The sequence below is a fragment of the Flagellimonas okinawensis genome (assembly GCF_029194005.1).
Classification (GTDB): domain Bacteria; phylum Bacteroidota; class Bacteroidia; order Flavobacteriales; family Flavobacteriaceae; genus Flagellimonas; species Flagellimonas okinawensis.
In genome coordinates this window covers 943667-956645 of sequence record NZ_JARFVA010000001.1, presented here as the reverse complement: position 1 = coordinate 956645, position 12979 = coordinate 943667, and the positions used below count along the sequence as shown (strand labels likewise).

The 12979-nt window shown below is 39.9% G+C and carries 17 protein-coding genes; 9 read left to right on the top strand and 8 right to left on the bottom strand.

Annotated features, from left to right (window positions below):
* Positions 1 to 2: 2 nt before the first annotated feature.
* Positions 3 to 404: a hypothetical protein gene (locus PY091_RS04590; protein ID WP_275648525.1), complete on the bottom strand. Its 402-nt coding sequence runs from the start codon at positions 402 to 404 to the stop codon at positions 3 to 5.
* 122 nt (positions 405 to 526) lie between these two features.
* Between PY091_RS04590 and PY091_RS04585 the strand changes: the two genes are divergently transcribed.
* The 3 genes from PY091_RS04585 (at position 527) to PY091_RS04575 (ending at position 3165) form a co-directional block, all read left to right on the top strand.
* Positions 527 to 979, top strand: coding sequence for an Lrp/AsnC family transcriptional regulator (locus tag PY091_RS04585; protein WP_275648524.1), 453 nt, complete (start codon positions 527 to 529; stop codon positions 977 to 979).
* Between the two features lie 62 nt (positions 980 to 1041).
* Entirely contained in the window at positions 1042 to 2469 is a 1428-nt protein-coding gene (locus PY091_RS04580; RefSeq protein ID WP_275648523.1) for an alpha/beta hydrolase, read from the top strand.
* 57 nt (positions 2470 to 2526) lie between these two features.
* The gene (locus PY091_RS04575) at positions 2527 to 3165 is read left to right on the top strand and encodes a DUF1684 domain-containing protein (RefSeq protein WP_275648522.1); all 639 of its coding nucleotides are present in this window, start codon (positions 2527 to 2529) and stop codon (positions 3163 to 3165) included.
* 54 nt (positions 3166 to 3219) lie between these two features.
* Here the strand turns inward: PY091_RS04575 and PY091_RS04570 are convergent, their stop codons facing one another.
* The 6 genes from PY091_RS04570 to PY091_RS04545 all read right to left on the bottom strand — a co-directional run bounded on the left by PY091_RS04570 (position 3220) and on the right by PY091_RS04545 (position 7218).
* Positions 3220 to 4272 (bottom strand): porin, encoded by a 1053-nt coding sequence (locus PY091_RS04570; protein WP_275648521.1) that lies wholly within the window; start codon positions 4270 to 4272, stop codon positions 3220 to 3222.
* Between the two features lie 146 nt (positions 4273 to 4418).
* On the bottom strand, positions 4419 to 5699 hold the full coding sequence (locus PY091_RS04565; RefSeq protein WP_275648520.1) for an ammonium transporter: 1281 nt from the start codon (positions 5697 to 5699) through the stop codon (positions 4419 to 4421).
* A 34-nt stretch (positions 5700 to 5733) separates the two neighbouring features.
* Positions 5734 to 6072, bottom strand: a complete 339-nt coding sequence (locus tag PY091_RS04560; RefSeq protein ID WP_275648519.1) for a P-II family nitrogen regulator — start codon at positions 6070 to 6072, stop codon at positions 5734 to 5736.
* Between the two features lie 269 nt (positions 6073 to 6341).
* Positions 6342 to 6716: a fluoride efflux transporter CrcB gene (crcB, locus tag PY091_RS04555; protein WP_275648518.1), complete on the bottom strand. Its 375-nt coding sequence runs from the start codon at positions 6714 to 6716 to the stop codon at positions 6342 to 6344.
* 16 nt (positions 6717 to 6732) lie between these two features.
* Positions 6733 to 6912, bottom strand: a complete 180-nt coding sequence (locus tag PY091_RS04550) for a hypothetical protein (protein WP_275648517.1) — start codon at positions 6910 to 6912, stop codon at positions 6733 to 6735.
* A gap of 117 nt (positions 6913 to 7029) precedes the next feature.
* Positions 7030 to 7218 (bottom strand): hypothetical protein, encoded by a 189-nt coding sequence (locus PY091_RS04545; RefSeq protein WP_275648516.1) that lies wholly within the window; start codon positions 7216 to 7218, stop codon positions 7030 to 7032.
* A 39-nt stretch (positions 7219 to 7257) separates the two neighbouring features.
* Between PY091_RS04545 and PY091_RS04540 the strand changes: the two genes are divergently transcribed.
* Positions 7258 to 7644, top strand: coding sequence for a nucleoside triphosphate pyrophosphohydrolase family protein (locus PY091_RS04540; RefSeq protein WP_275648515.1), 387 nt, complete (start codon positions 7258 to 7260; stop codon positions 7642 to 7644).
* A 30-nt stretch (positions 7645 to 7674) separates the two neighbouring features.
* Here the strand turns inward: PY091_RS04540 and PY091_RS04535 are convergent, their stop codons facing one another.
* Positions 7675 to 8742: a branched-chain amino acid aminotransferase gene (locus PY091_RS04535; RefSeq protein WP_275648514.1), complete on the bottom strand. Its 1068-nt coding sequence runs from the start codon at positions 8740 to 8742 to the stop codon at positions 7675 to 7677.
* 106 nt (positions 8743 to 8848) lie between these two features.
* Between PY091_RS04535 and PY091_RS04530 the strand changes: the two genes are divergently transcribed.
* The 5 genes from PY091_RS04530 (at position 8849) to dnaJ (ending at position 12913) form a co-directional block, all read left to right on the top strand.
* Positions 8849 to 9325, top strand: a complete 477-nt coding sequence (locus PY091_RS04530; protein ID WP_275648513.1) for a DUF4920 domain-containing protein — start codon at positions 8849 to 8851, stop codon at positions 9323 to 9325.
* The gene (mnmC2, locus tag PY091_RS04525; protein WP_275648512.1) at positions 9322 to 9987 is read left to right on the top strand and encodes a tRNA (5-methylaminomethyl-2-thiouridine)(34)-methyltransferase MnmC2; all 666 of its coding nucleotides are present in this window, start codon (positions 9322 to 9324) and stop codon (positions 9985 to 9987) included. The genes PY091_RS04530 and mnmC2 overlap by 4 nt, the downstream gene beginning before the upstream one ends.
* 132 nt (positions 9988 to 10119) lie before the next feature.
* A complete protein-coding gene (locus PY091_RS04520) occupies positions 10120 to 11064 on the top strand; it encodes a TIGR01777 family oxidoreductase (protein WP_275648511.1) in 945 nt (314 codons plus the stop codon).
* Positions 11065 to 11212: 148 nt separating this feature from the next.
* Positions 11213 to 11788, top strand: coding sequence for a nucleotide exchange factor GrpE (locus tag PY091_RS04515; RefSeq protein ID WP_275648510.1), 576 nt, complete (start codon positions 11213 to 11215; stop codon positions 11786 to 11788).
* 6 nt (positions 11789 to 11794) lie between these two features.
* Positions 11795 to 12913, top strand: coding sequence for a molecular chaperone DnaJ (gene dnaJ, locus PY091_RS04510; RefSeq protein WP_275648509.1), 1119 nt, complete (start codon positions 11795 to 11797; stop codon positions 12911 to 12913).
* Positions 12914 to 12979: the final 66 nt, after the last annotated feature.

The window sequence follows — 12979 nt, the reverse complement described above, 5'->3', positions numbered from 1 at the left end:
AATTAATCGTTCTTGTTGGTCAAGGACTTTCTCCATTTTTTAAAGGAAACACGGAATATGCGGATTTCCTTTCTAAGGAGGTTAAGGTATTCTTTTTCTTTAACACCATCTCTTTCCAGACCGTTACAGTAAGCCAAAATATTACGTGTCATAATATTTACATAAGACAGGCTTCTCATGCGAACGGACGGGCAGTTGCTCAATGCCGCTTGTTCCACCTCTTTAGTGATTAAATCGGCATCGGCCAAAAGAGATTTGGAAATATCATCTCTAAATGAATCGATTTTGCGCAGGGACAAAATCTCTCTATTCTGGGTAAAGTATGCAGCGACCGCCTCGCTCATGTCGCGAAGGGCCAAGGATCTACGGTATACACCAAGGGAGTTAAGAGAATTTCTCTCCATGTTTTTCTAGCAATTTTGTACTATAAAATTAAGCACGATTCAATTTTTTTTACTTTTGTTAATAAAGCAATTATTTGATTTTACTTTTGATTGTAAAAAAATAATGGTAATTTTCTTTGTATATGAAGATAGATGACTTGAATTGGCAAATATTAAACCATTTACAGCGAAACGCTAGGGAGTCTTTTGCCAATATTGGACGGAATATCGGGTTGACGCCTCCCGCTGTGGCGGAGCGTGTAAAAAAGATGGAAGACCTCGGAATTATCGAAGGTTATGGTGCCAATATTTCTTATGCCGAAGCAGGTTATCAGCTAAAGGCCATAATTATGTTAAGGGCATTTATGGGAAAACTAAAACCCTTTTTGGACAAAGTGAAAACCTTTCAAGAGGTAGTGAATTGTTACCGGATTACGGGTAATGAGAACATTATTATGGAGGTGGTTCTGAGAGATCAATCCCACTTGGAAAAATTTATCGACGAACTTATCGTTTATGGGGAATGCAGGACACACATTGTATTATCAAATGTTGTGGCCAATGCTCCAATAAAAAAGAGTAAGGCAAGTAAGTAGTGGTTCCATTAAATTAATATTTTCGAAATAGACTTTGGCTAGATTTTTGTGAAATTAGAATTATGAAAAACACAAACCTGTTATCGTTTCTGACCTTTTTTTGCGCTCTTTCCGTCTTTTCGCAACAAATGGTTCTGAAAAAAGGAGAAATTGTTCAAAATCTCCCGGTAAATGACTCAACTGAAAACACCTATTCCGTTTACATTCCCAAAACTTTTTCCATGGATAAAAAGTGGCCCTTGCTAATGGTTTTTGATACCGAAGGCAATGAGGACAAAGCACTTTCCATGTTTACGATTGCGGCAGAAAATGAAGGATATGTCTTGGCGGCGACAAAGCTATCCGATAGTGTTTCTTTGACCAAAAACATGGTCGTGGCAAGTAACACCATTCAAAAAATTATGAGTTTGTTGCCAATTCACGACGACCGTATATATGCTGCCGGACAAGGGGCTGGTGGCCAGTTTGCTAGTTTGGTCCCCATTTTGATCTCGGGAGTGAACGGAGCTATGTCAATAGGATCTTCTTTGGCAAATAAGGAGTTAATTAATCTAAAGGAACCCTTTCACTTTATTGGGCTTGTAAACAAAGAAAACTATAATTATCCGTTTATGATGACGGATACACAGCTTTTGGATAAATATAAATTTCCAAATCAGGTTTTGCTTTATGACGGGGAAGGTGATTGGCCCGGTGTTTCGTACATACAAAAAGCATTACAATTGTTCACTTTGGATGCCATGGGCAGAAAATGGATTCCACAAGATGCCCAATACGTAGAAAATGCATATCAGGAAGACCTTCAAAAAATAAACCAATTAAAAGGAATCGGGGATTTATTGTGGACCGAACAGTACATGACCGAAATGATGTCCATGTACGGAGCATTCAAAAATATGGATTCTTTGAGGTCGGAAGAAAAAGACCTCAGAAGAAGCAAAGATTTTAAAGTAATGAAGAGAGCCGAAAATGCCGCCTTTCTTCAGGAATCCATGCTCAAGGAGGATTTCAACTATTATATGGGGGATGATGTGTACACCCATAACTTCAACAACTTGGGATGGTGGAATTACCAGATGGATGAATTGGACAAGTTTATATCCGGGTCAAAACCATTCGAAAGGCAAATGGGCCATAGGCTAAAAGGGTATGTCAATGCTTTGGCAGAAGATTATATCAATATAATAACTGCGGAAGAAGTAGTGGACGAAGATGCCCTAGTGCTGCTCTATATGCTAAAAACAATCTTAGACCCCATGGATTATGAGTATTATTTGAAGACAATTTCTTTAAGTGCCAAGAACGATGATTTTGGAACCTCTCTTTTTTATGTAGAGGAATTATTGAAAAAGGGCTTCAAGGACAGGGAGAAATTATATGGTTTGGAAAATACTGCTCTTTTAAGGATTACCCCCGAGTTTAATGAAGTGGTTTCGAAGTATCTTGAAGACGCCAGGTACGACATCAATTTGGATGAGAATCGACCTTAAAACCTTTTAGTCGACCATTTTGGGTTTATGCTGTATTTTTGCATAAACAACTTTCAGATGAAAAATCTACTCTTACTTTTTGTATTGGTCTTGATGGCCTGTGGACAGGGGAAAAAATACCATGATCAAGAAAGCAAGGCAAATTCCTATTCTGATTTGGTTGCATCAATTCTTGACTATCAAGAAGAGCAAAATGAAAGTTTTAGGGACCCCGATTCGTCGCCATTACCGGATAAGTATCGAAAAGATTTTGAAGGACTCGATTTTTTTGAGCCGGATACTACCTACATCGTAAAGGCCAAATTTGAACGTACGCCGGAGGCAGAGCCCTTTTTTATGCCTACCACAACCGATAGGCAGACACATGAGGTGGTTTATGGAATCGCCCATTTTACCTTGAACGGAGAGCAACACCAATTGGAGGTATATCAGAGCCTTGATTTAATGGATGATGAGGAATATGAGGATTACTTGTTTTTGCCTTTCTTGGACAATACTAATGGAGAAGAAACCTATGGAGGGGGCAGATATATAGATTTGTCCATTCCAGATGGTGATACACTTGTCATAGACTTCAACAAAGCATACAATCCGTACTGTGTGTACAACAAAAAGTACTCCTGCCCTCTAGTGCCAAGGCAAAACTATTTGAGAACTAAAGTGAGAGCAGGAGTGAAAAATTTTAACAAGGACTAAAAAAAGCCTTAATCCTAATGGAGAAAGGCTTTTTTTGTGTCATATCTATCAAGTCTAGAAGGAATATATTGCGGCGAACAATACAGATGCCAAACTAGAGGTCGGTGCTAGATCATTATCGATAAAGGCATCTTCCGAAGCACTGTCCAGTCTTATTTCAGGTTTTAGGATCAAGTTGCCAATAGTGGCACTTCCTGTTAAGGTAAGCGCTAAAACACTTGAATCACCTTCTGCATCCGAAGCTCCAATGGCCCCGAAATAATCACCTTCCATAAAATACTCTCCTCTTAAACCAAGGCTAAAAGTTTCGGAAACCGCGTACTGAGGATAAAGTGCAACACCTGTGAACGAACCTCCATCATCTTCCATGCTAAAGTGGGCGGCATTAATTCCCAAATAGAATTCGTCGGATAAGTCGAACCCACCGGTATAATCGATCTCAAAACCACCTTGGCTGTACAAGAAGTTCAAGAACTGGCCGGAATATCCTAATTGGGCACCTACTGCGTAATCTCCTGTAGGGTTGAACTCTGTCAAATCAGTTGGGTTCATAACGGCTACCATAGCGGACCATTCGTTACCCAAGTCAAAATCGGCTTTTAGACCAGTGTGGCTAAAAGGACCGTAAGAGAATAGGTAAGAAGTACTGTAGTTAAAATTAGCGGCCGGTGAAATTACCTCATAGCCCAAGAATGTGTTGAAGTTACCAAAGGTAAGGGTAACCGCATCGCTCACATTCCAGTACACATATAGTTGGTTAACAATATCTCCTGTTGCAGAGTACATTGGTGATGCAAAAATGGCATCTGTACCTCGGGGTCCGAAAACCAAATCGGCAACAAAACCTACCTTCTCACCTTCATAGGCTGCGATTAAATTTGCCATACCCAAGGAGAACCCAGGAAGATTGGCAAAAGATGAACCTGGGGCAATGGCATCCTCATCATTAGGGGCAGTAATATTGGCCCTATAATAGGCATCCACTGTTCCGCTGAAGCTAAATTTTGGGGTGGTCTCTTCTTCTTGGGCAGAAGCTGAAAATGTTACCATTGAAATTATGGCGATAGCCAAAATTTTTCCGAAATTTGTATTTATAATCGTTTTCATATCATAATCGTTTAAGTTGTCCTTTTAGCGAAGGACAGTTAGTTGTATAATAATTGTGAGTTTGATTGAAAAGGTTATTTAACGGAGCGTTTGGCAGAACGCTCCGTTTTTATTTTATCAATCCTTTTTTGCGAGTTTGAAGAAGACTATTTGTCTTGAGAAATGTGTTCTGGATAAGCTTCTACACCATGTTCGTGCAAATCCAAACCTTCAACTTCTTCTTTTTCAGAAACTCGAAGTCCGATAGTTTTCTTCAAGATGAAAAGAACTATAAAGGATGCAACGGCTGCCCATACAATGTAAGCCAATGATCCGTAGGTCTGTACCCAAAGAAGTTTTCCACTTCCACCGTATAATAATCCGCCATCAAGTGCAAATAGGCCGATTAGAACGGTTCCTAGGAATCCACATACACCGTGAACGGAAATGGCTCCTACTGGGTCGTCAATCTTAAGTTTTTTATCGATAAGTTCAATGGATACTACTACCACAATACCACAGATAAGACCAATGGCAAGAGCTCCCCATGCGCTAACAGCACCACATCCGGCGGTAATACCCACCAAACCGGCCAAGGCACCGTTCAAGGTCATGGAAATATCGGCTTTGCCGTATCTGGCCCATGTAAAGAATAGTGCGGCAATAGCTCCAATGGCAGCTGCAAGGTTGGTGTTAATGATAACACTCGTGGCTCCAATGGTATCGTCGCCACCCCAAGCCAATTGGGATCCACCGTTAAACCCGAACCATCCCAACCAAAGGATGAATACACCTAGCGCACCAAAAGCCATATTGTGGCCTGGAATCGCTTGTGCTTTTCCATCTACATATTTACCGATTCTTGGTCCTACCAATATGGCAGCGACCAAAGCTGCGGCACCACCAACGGCATGCACTACGGAAGATCCTGCAAAGTCAACAAAACCAGCGGTATTCAACCAAGCATCATCGTCGAATGGCCAATACCAGCTTCCTGAAATCGGGTATATAATGGTGGTTAAGATCGCGGAAAAAATCAGGTAAGTGGAAAACTTTGTTCTTCCTGCAATTGCTCCGGATACAATGGTGGCTGCTGTGGCACAGAATACTGTTTGGAAAAACAGGTTGTACCAATCATCAGCACTAAAAAAGAAATATCCTTGGTCAGCGGGACTAGATCTAAAGAATCCACCCCCAACTAGGTCGCTACCATACATTATGGCGTAACCTACTGCCCAGAACATGACCGAACCAACGGCCAAGTCCATTACGTTTTTCATAATAATGTTACCAGTGTTCTTACTGCGGGTAAAACCAATTTCCAACAAGGTGAAACCTGCTTGCATAAAAAACACTAAAATTGCCGCAAGGGTGATCCACAAGGCACCCATATCGCCGGTTATGGCTTCTACGGCTTTATCTATCGCTTCTTGTTCTTGTACAATCATAATCTAAGTTTTTAAGTTTTTTGGCTATTTAATGTTAGTTGATTCCGGCGCTTCCGCTTTCCTTGGTTCTGATTCTGTAGGCCTCGATAACATCGGAGACGAAAATTTTTCCATCACCTACATTACCTGTACCGGCAGTTTCCAATAAAACGTTCACGGTTTTTTCCAGAAAGTCATCGCTAACCACGATAACCAAATACCTTCGCTGGATATCGCTAGTACTGTACGATATGCCACGATAGACATGTCCTTGTTTTTCATTTCCAACTCCAGTTACATCCCAGTAACTAAAGAAGTTTACCTCAATTTGATGCAGGGCTTTCTTCACCTCATCAAATTTGGATTTTCTAATAATTGCCTCGACTTTTTTCATAATTAAGTAGTTAATTGATGAGTCAAATATATAGGATAATAATCGAGACTATTCAAAATGAGAGGGTTGATGGCTAATTTTTACGGGTATAAAAAAAATACCCCCAAAATTTTAGGGGTCTTTAATTTTATATTAAGATTTGTTATTCATTTGTTGATTTTATTTTAACATATAGTACTTGGAAGTTAAAATATCTCAACATGAAGGGGTAAAAACAGAATAAATGTTCAGTTTTTAACAAATATTAACTATAAAAATGCAATTTGTAACTATTGGAATTGTTTGGCCAACCATAGACCAAAAACCACAGCTAGTACGCCCAAAACGATACTTGTGGTCATGTAAATGGCAAAATTTAGAAGGTCGCCATTTTTTAAAAAAGAATGTTTTTCGAATGCAAAAGCGGAGAACGTTGTAAAGCCCCCACAAAATCCGGTAGCTAAAAAAAGCGTATTGTTATAGGTGAGGATATTGCCTTTTGCAGATAGACCCAAAAATAATCCAATAAGCAAGCAGCCAATTATATTGACCAAAAAAGTGCCCAGAAAAAAGTTTTGGAAAAGGGGGTTAAGTGGTTTGGCGATCAGATAGCGAAGTACGCTCCCAAATCCCCCTCCTAAAAAAACAAGTAAGGCCTGTTTCATGCCCTAAAGGTACAAACTAAACCGCTTCCTTATATTCGGTTTCTACTACCTCACGGGGGAAAAGTTTGGTGGTTGAGGTCTCGGAAATCCGTTGAATGGGTTTAATAAATTTTTCCTTAGCTCCATTGACGCTGAAAATCAATAGGATGGCATTAACTGCAAGCAATCCAAAAAGAATACTCAAAAATATAGTCATCTCGGTTAGGTGCTAAATTAATGTTAAACAAAAGTACGGCTTTTCCTATAAGAACGAAATCTGGCAGCTACTATTGTTGTGAAAATGAGGATTTTTGTGGTAACTATAATTTATAAGTTAATTTTTAAGGAAGTATTTAATAAGGAAGAGAATAATTATAAAAGTTATGAACGAAACGAGTATCCAAATAACTCCTTTATAATTTTTTTTATGCAACTTTTTGTCCTTTTTGTATGATAAAGAGATGATTACCACAAAAGTGATAAAGAAGAGAGCTGCAAAAATTATCTGTCCCGTGCTGAACATATTTTATATTTTTATGCAAAGCTAAATCAAATAAGTGTAATGGAACGTAAAATTAAGGCAGTGGAACTCTTTCACAATTCTTTTGGGTTGGGAGTATCGCAAGAACCGAAGGCAGATTTGGGAAAGGATAAAAACACCCTCAGGTTTAACCTAATGGATGAAGAAAACCGTGAATATTTAGAAGCTGCGAACAATAATGACTTGGTCGAAGTTGCGGATGCTTTGGGGGATATGTTATATATACTGTGCGGAACCATTCTTGAGCATGGTATGCAGTATAAGATAGAGGAAGTTTTTGAAGAAATCCAACGAAGCAATATGAGTAAGTTGGGTGCGGATGGCAAACCGATATACCGTGAAGACGGAAAAGTTTTAAAGGGGCCGAATTACTTTAAACCCGATATTCAAACCATTATCGATAAATAAAAAAGGCGCCATTTGACGCCTTTTTATGTGTTAGACAACTTCATGTCGCCAACCAAACTTGTCCTCTGCTCGGTTGTATTGAATATCCGTTATTTTTTTCTTGAGCAAACTGGCATAACTTTCCTCCATTTCTGGTAGTTCGTAGTCCTTACCGTGGTAACCGAATCCTGCAATTGGAGAAATTACTGCAGCTGTTCCAGCACCGAACATTTCTTTTAAAGAACCGTTCTCTGCCGCTTCCACCAATTCATGAACCGAAATTTTTCGAACCTCTGTTTGTATACCTTCGTCTTTGGCAATGTCCAAAATACTTTTTCGGGTAATACCATCCAATATACGATCGCTCGTAGGGGCTGTCATCAAGGTGTCGTTGATACGGACAAAAACGTTCATTGCTCCAGCCTCTTCGATAAATTCGTGGGTATTGTCATCGGTCCAGATTACTTGTTGGTAACCTTTATCGGCAGCTAACTGAGTTGGGTAGAATTGTCCGGCATAATTTCCTCCGGCTTTTGCATAACCAACACCACCATTTGCGGCTCTGGAATAAGTTTCCTCAATTAACACTTTTACTTTTCCGGAAAAGTAAGATCCAGAAGGTGCACAGGCGATTATAAATTTATATTCATCCGCAGGGGAAGCATGGAATCCATTACCTGACGCAAAAACAAAAGGCCTGATATAAAGCGAGCTTCCTGGATTTTGAGGTATCCAGTCGCTTTCCAAATCGATCAATGTGTTTAGGCCGTCCATAAAATATGATTCAGGTATTTCTGGGATTGCCAACCTTTTGGCTGATTTGTTCAAGCGCTTATAGTTTTCCAAAGGGCGAAACAACCATATTTTGCCATTTTCATCCTTGTAGGCTTTCATTCCTTCAAAAATTGATTGTCCATAATGGAAGATCTTGGCGGAAGGGTCCAAGGTAATTGGTTGGTAGGGAACCACTTTGGGTGTGTTCCATTTTCCATCCTTATAATCACAGACCAACATATGGTCCGAATAAACACTTCCAAAGGAAAGATTGTCAAAATCCACATCATGGATTTTAGAGGATTTAGCTTTTTCTACAGATATTTTGTTAGCTATAGTTTCCATATCACTTACATTTACAGTGTTAAAATTAGCTATTTATTGTTAGTTTTGGATGATTCACAAATCTAAATGTTATACTTAATCTACAATTATTTAAATGTTATCAAAAATGAGGATTTTTAACACTTTTACTGCTGTTTTTTTACTGGGTCTGCTATTTGTTTCTTGCAAACAGGAAACTTTTCAAGGCGATTATTTTGGTGAAGAGTTCGAAGTTTCGGGAAAAGCATCCAAAACATCGGCTCCTTTTGATCAAATTAAGACCACAGATTCCATACAAACCCAAATTGTTGGAGAGATCAAAGAAGTTTGTCAATCCAAAGGCTGTTGGATGAAGGTCCAATTGGATTCCGAAGATGAAGTGTTTGTGCGCTTTAAGGATTACGGATTCTTTGTTCCCAAGGATGCCGCAGGTAAGAAAGTAGTAATGAACGGTGCTGCCTTTTTTGAGGAAATGTCCGTAGAGGAGCAAAGGCATTATGCAGAGGACGAAGGTGCATCCGAAGATGAAATAGCTCTGATAACGACTCCTAAAAAGACGTTGCGTTTTGAGGCTGATGGGGTGTTGATCGCCAATCAACCTTGAAGCGAAAAATAATAACAACGGGAGATGGTTCCAAAACCATCCAAATAGAGGATTGGGACGAACAGTACCACTCCAAACATGGTGCTGTCCAAGAAGCTTACCACGTTTTTATAGAGCATGGATTGCGGTTATTTCACAACCAACAAGTCAATATTTTGGAAATTGGTTTTGGCACTGGTCTCAATGCGCTCATCACTTTAGCGGAAGCCCAAAAACAGCAACTCACGATTAATTATGTCGGGGTTGAGGCGTATCCTGTTTTGCTGGAAGAAGTCGAGCAATTGGATTATTGCCAGCAATTGGGGTTCGAAAATGTCGAAAATGCGTTTAAGCAAATGCACCGTTCCAAATGGGAGGAAAATGCAATTATTGCGCCCCATTTTTCGCTTCAAAAACAAAAAAAGGACTTCAAGTCCATCCAAGATCAGAATTTTTTCAACCTCATTTATTTTGATGCATTTGGAGCAAGGGTCCAACCCGACCTTTGGACAGAAGATATATTCTTAAAAATGTACCAAGCCCTTAAAAACAATGGGGTTTTGGTAACTTATGCAGCAAAGGGCAGTGTGCGAAGAGCCATGCAGGCAGTGGGTTTTGTTGTTGAACGATTACCTGGCCCGCCTGGGAAGCGGGAAATGCTCCGTGCCATAAAAACCGTATAATTGCCAATAATCTGTTAAAAGGCAATGTTTTTAGGGTCATAAAATGTTTTAAAGTTTAAACAATTATGTTAAACCTAAATTAACGTCTCAAATACAGTCGATTAAACCTATAAATTTGTACAAAATGATAGTATGAAGGTGTTGATAACGGGAGCGACGGGATTAGTTGGTCAAGCCATTACAAAAGTGTTGCAACAAAAAGACATTCCTGTCAATTACTTAACTACAAGCAAAGAAAAAATCACTTCCGAAGATGGTTTTCAGGGATATTACTGGAATCCGTCAAAAGGGGAAATAGATTTGGAATGTTTTAAAAATGTTCAGGCCATCATCAATTTGGCCGGAACCAGTATCGCCCAGCGTTGGACCCCCGAGCATCGAAAAAAAGTACTATCCAGCCGTATCAACAGTTTAAGAACGTTGCGAGAAGGTTTGGAGCAATCCAAGAATTCCGAAGTCGAATGTTTGGTTTCTGCCTCCGCAATAGGCATCTATCCAGATTCATTTTCTGAATACTACGAAGAAAGTGACAACCAAGTCGATGACGGTTTTTTGGGAGAGGTTGTCCAAAAATGGGAATCCGAAGCAGATACCTTTGAAAAGTTGGGCTTGGATGTGGCAAAAATCAGGATAGGATTAGTGCTTTCAAAAGATGGAGGAGCACTCCCAAAAATGGCAATGCCCGTTAAAAATTTTATTGGCGCAACCCTAGGTAGTGGAGAGCAATGGCAATCATGGATACATATTGAGGATTTGGCGCAAATGTTTGCTTTTGTTGTTGAAAACAATCTCAGTGGTGTATACAATGGTGTTGCCCCAAACCCTGTAACCAACACAAAAATGACAAAAGAGCTTGCTAGAATGTTGGACAGACCACTTTGGTTGCCCAATATCCCAGCCTCTGTACTTAAGTTGGTTTTAGGTAAAATTTCCACATTATTGTTGGGAAGCCAGCGGGTGAGCAGCAAAAAAATTGAGGAAGAAGGGTTCAGTTTCCAGTATGTGAACATTTGCCAAGCCTTAAAGGCATTGTATAGTTCCCAAGAGGAGAATGTACCTGCATCCGTTGAGGCTTAAGAGATTAGAATTTATAGAGTCTTCCATGACTTTTTAGATATATAGAGTCCGCCTAGGCGGATTTTTTTATGTTTTGCGGTGACATTTTGACATTTTTATACAATTGGCAGTACTTTTGCCACTTCAAACCGGAATAAAACATAAGATCATGAGCAATAAAAGTAAGGTTGAGGAAATGGAAGATGAGCCTACAAAAGGGCAGACCGAAGAGAGTACTGAGCTGAACGATGAAAATATAGAGGACAACAACTCTGAAGCAAATGAGGACGAAATGTCGGAAGAGGACCAGCTTCGTGAAGATTTGGCAAAGGAAAAGGAGAAATTTTTAAGACTTTTCGCCGAATTTGAAAATTATAAGCGAAGAACCTCAAAAGAACGGATGGATTTGTTCAAAACTGCAGGTCAGGAAGTCATGGTGGCATTACTTCCCATAATGGATGATTTTGATAGGGCTTTGAAAGAACTTTCCAAATCAGAGGATAAAGAAATGTTCAAAGGAGTTGAACTGATCAGTAACAAATTCAGGGAGACCTTAAAGAACAAAGGTTTGGAGCAAGTGGAAGTTGGACCTGGTGATGTGTTCGATGCAGAAGTGCACGATGCTATTACCCAAATTCCGGCACCTGACGAAAAAATGAAAGGTAAAATCATCGATGTGGTGGAAAAAGGCTTTAAGCTTGGTGACCGCATCATAAGACATCCAAAAGTTGTTGTTGGAAACTAAATTTGTATGAAGGAGGATTATTACGAAATATTGGGAGTCTCCAAAGGGGCTTCTGCAGCAGAAATAAAAAAGGCCTATAGAAAAAAGGCCATTGAATTCCACCCGGACAAAAACCCTGGTGATGCCAAAGCAGAGGAAATGTTTAAAAAATCTGCAGAGGCATATGAGGTTTTGGGAAATCCGGACAAAAAGGCAAAATATGACCAGTTTGGCCATGCAGCCTTCGATGGAAGCGGAGGTTTTGGCGGCGGAGGTATGAATATGGACGATATCTTCAGTCAATTTGGTGATATTTTCGGAGGAGCCTTTGGTGGAGGTGGATTTAGTGGTTTTGGCGGCTTTGGTGGAGGACAACGAAGAGTCAAAGGCAGTAATCTACGTATCCGTGTCAAATTAACTTTGGAAGAAGTGGCCAATGGGGTCGAAAAGAAAGTTAAGGTAAGACGAAAACTTCAGGCCGATGGCGTTACCTATAAAACATGTCCAACTTGTAACGGTACAGGTCAAATTACCAAGATCACCAATACCATTTTGGGAAGGATGCAGACGGCAACAACATGTACCACATGTGGTGGAGCCGGACAATCCATAGATAAAAAACCAGCTGGAGCCGATGCACAGGGATTAAAAGTGGAAGAAGAAACAGTTTCCATTAAAATTCCTGCCGGAGTTGAAGATGGTATGCAGTTGAAGGTCGCAGGAAAAGGTAACGAAGCTCCAGGAAACGGAATTTCCGGTGATTTGTTGGTAGCTATCGAGACCGTTGAGCACGAAACCTTAAAAAGAGAGGGGGATAACCTTCATTATGATCTTTACATAAGCATGCCCGAAGCAGTATTGGGCAGTTCCAAGGAAATAGATGCCATTGGAGGTAAAGTCCGCATAAAGCTGGAACCTGGACTTCAATCCGGAAAAATCCTAAGATTGCGTGGCAAAGGAATCAATAGCCTAAATGGTTATGGAGCAGGAGATTTATTGGTCCATGTGAATGTTTGGACCCCAAAGAACATAAATAAGGAACAACGGGAGTTTTTTGAACGAATGCAAGAAGATGACAACTTTGTTCCAAGGCCGGAAAAGTCGGATAAATCCTTTTTTGAAAAGGTAAAAGATATGTTCTCCTAGAAAATTAAACCTGCTGTTAAAATAAAAAACGTATATTTGGAACTGATGTTGGGTGACCGATATCTA

Bases quoted from the DNA above. Each gene is read 5' to 3' on its own strand.
- dnaJ (WP_275648509.1), top strand. From the start codon at position 11,795: ATGAAGGAGGATTATTACGAAATATTGGGAGTCTCCAAAGGGGCTTCT.
- PY091_RS04590 (WP_275648525.1), bottom strand. From the start codon at position 404: ATGGAGAGAAATTCTCTTAACTCCCTTGGTGTATACCGTAGATCCTTG.
- PY091_RS04530 (WP_275648513.1), top strand. From the start codon at position 8,849: ATGAGGATTTTTAACACTTTTACTGCTGTTTTTTTACTGGGTCTGCTA.
- PY091_RS04515 (WP_275648510.1), top strand. From the start codon at position 11,213: ATGAGCAATAAAAGTAAGGTTGAGGAAATGGAAGATGAGCCTACAAAA.
- PY091_RS04540 (WP_275648515.1), top strand. From the start codon at position 7,258: ATGGAACGTAAAATTAAGGCAGTGGAACTCTTTCACAATTCTTTTGGG.
- PY091_RS04535 (WP_275648514.1), bottom strand. From the start codon at position 8,742: ATGGAAACTATAGCTAACAAAATATCTGTAGAAAAAGCTAAATCCTCT.
- PY091_RS04545 (WP_275648516.1), bottom strand. From the start codon at position 7,218: ATGTTCAGCACGGGACAGATAATTTTTGCAGCTCTCTTCTTTATCACT.
- PY091_RS04520 (WP_275648511.1), top strand. From the start codon at position 10,120: ATGAAGGTGTTGATAACGGGAGCGACGGGATTAGTTGGTCAAGCCATT.
- PY091_RS04550 (WP_275648517.1), bottom strand. From the start codon at position 6,912: ATGACTATATTTTTGAGTATTCTTTTTGGATTGCTTGCAGTTAATGCC.
- PY091_RS04560 (WP_275648519.1), bottom strand. From the start codon at position 6,072: ATGAAAAAAGTCGAGGCAATTATTAGAAAATCCAAATTTGATGAGGTG.
- PY091_RS04585 (WP_275648524.1), top strand. From the start codon at position 527: ATGAAGATAGATGACTTGAATTGGCAAATATTAAACCATTTACAGCGA.
- PY091_RS04570 (WP_275648521.1), bottom strand. From the start codon at position 4,272: ATGAAAACGATTATAAATACAAATTTCGGAAAAATTTTGGCTATCGCC.
- PY091_RS04565 (WP_275648520.1), bottom strand. From the start codon at position 5,699: ATGATTGTACAAGAACAAGAAGCGATAGATAAAGCCGTAGAAGCCATA.
- PY091_RS04580 (WP_275648523.1), top strand. From the start codon at position 1,042: ATGAAAAACACAAACCTGTTATCGTTTCTGACCTTTTTTTGCGCTCTT.
- PY091_RS04575 (WP_275648522.1), top strand. From the start codon at position 2,527: ATGAAAAATCTACTCTTACTTTTTGTATTGGTCTTGATGGCCTGTGGA.
- crcB (WP_275648518.1), bottom strand. From the start codon at position 6,716: ATGAAACAGGCCTTACTTGTTTTTTTAGGAGGGGGATTTGGGAGCGTA.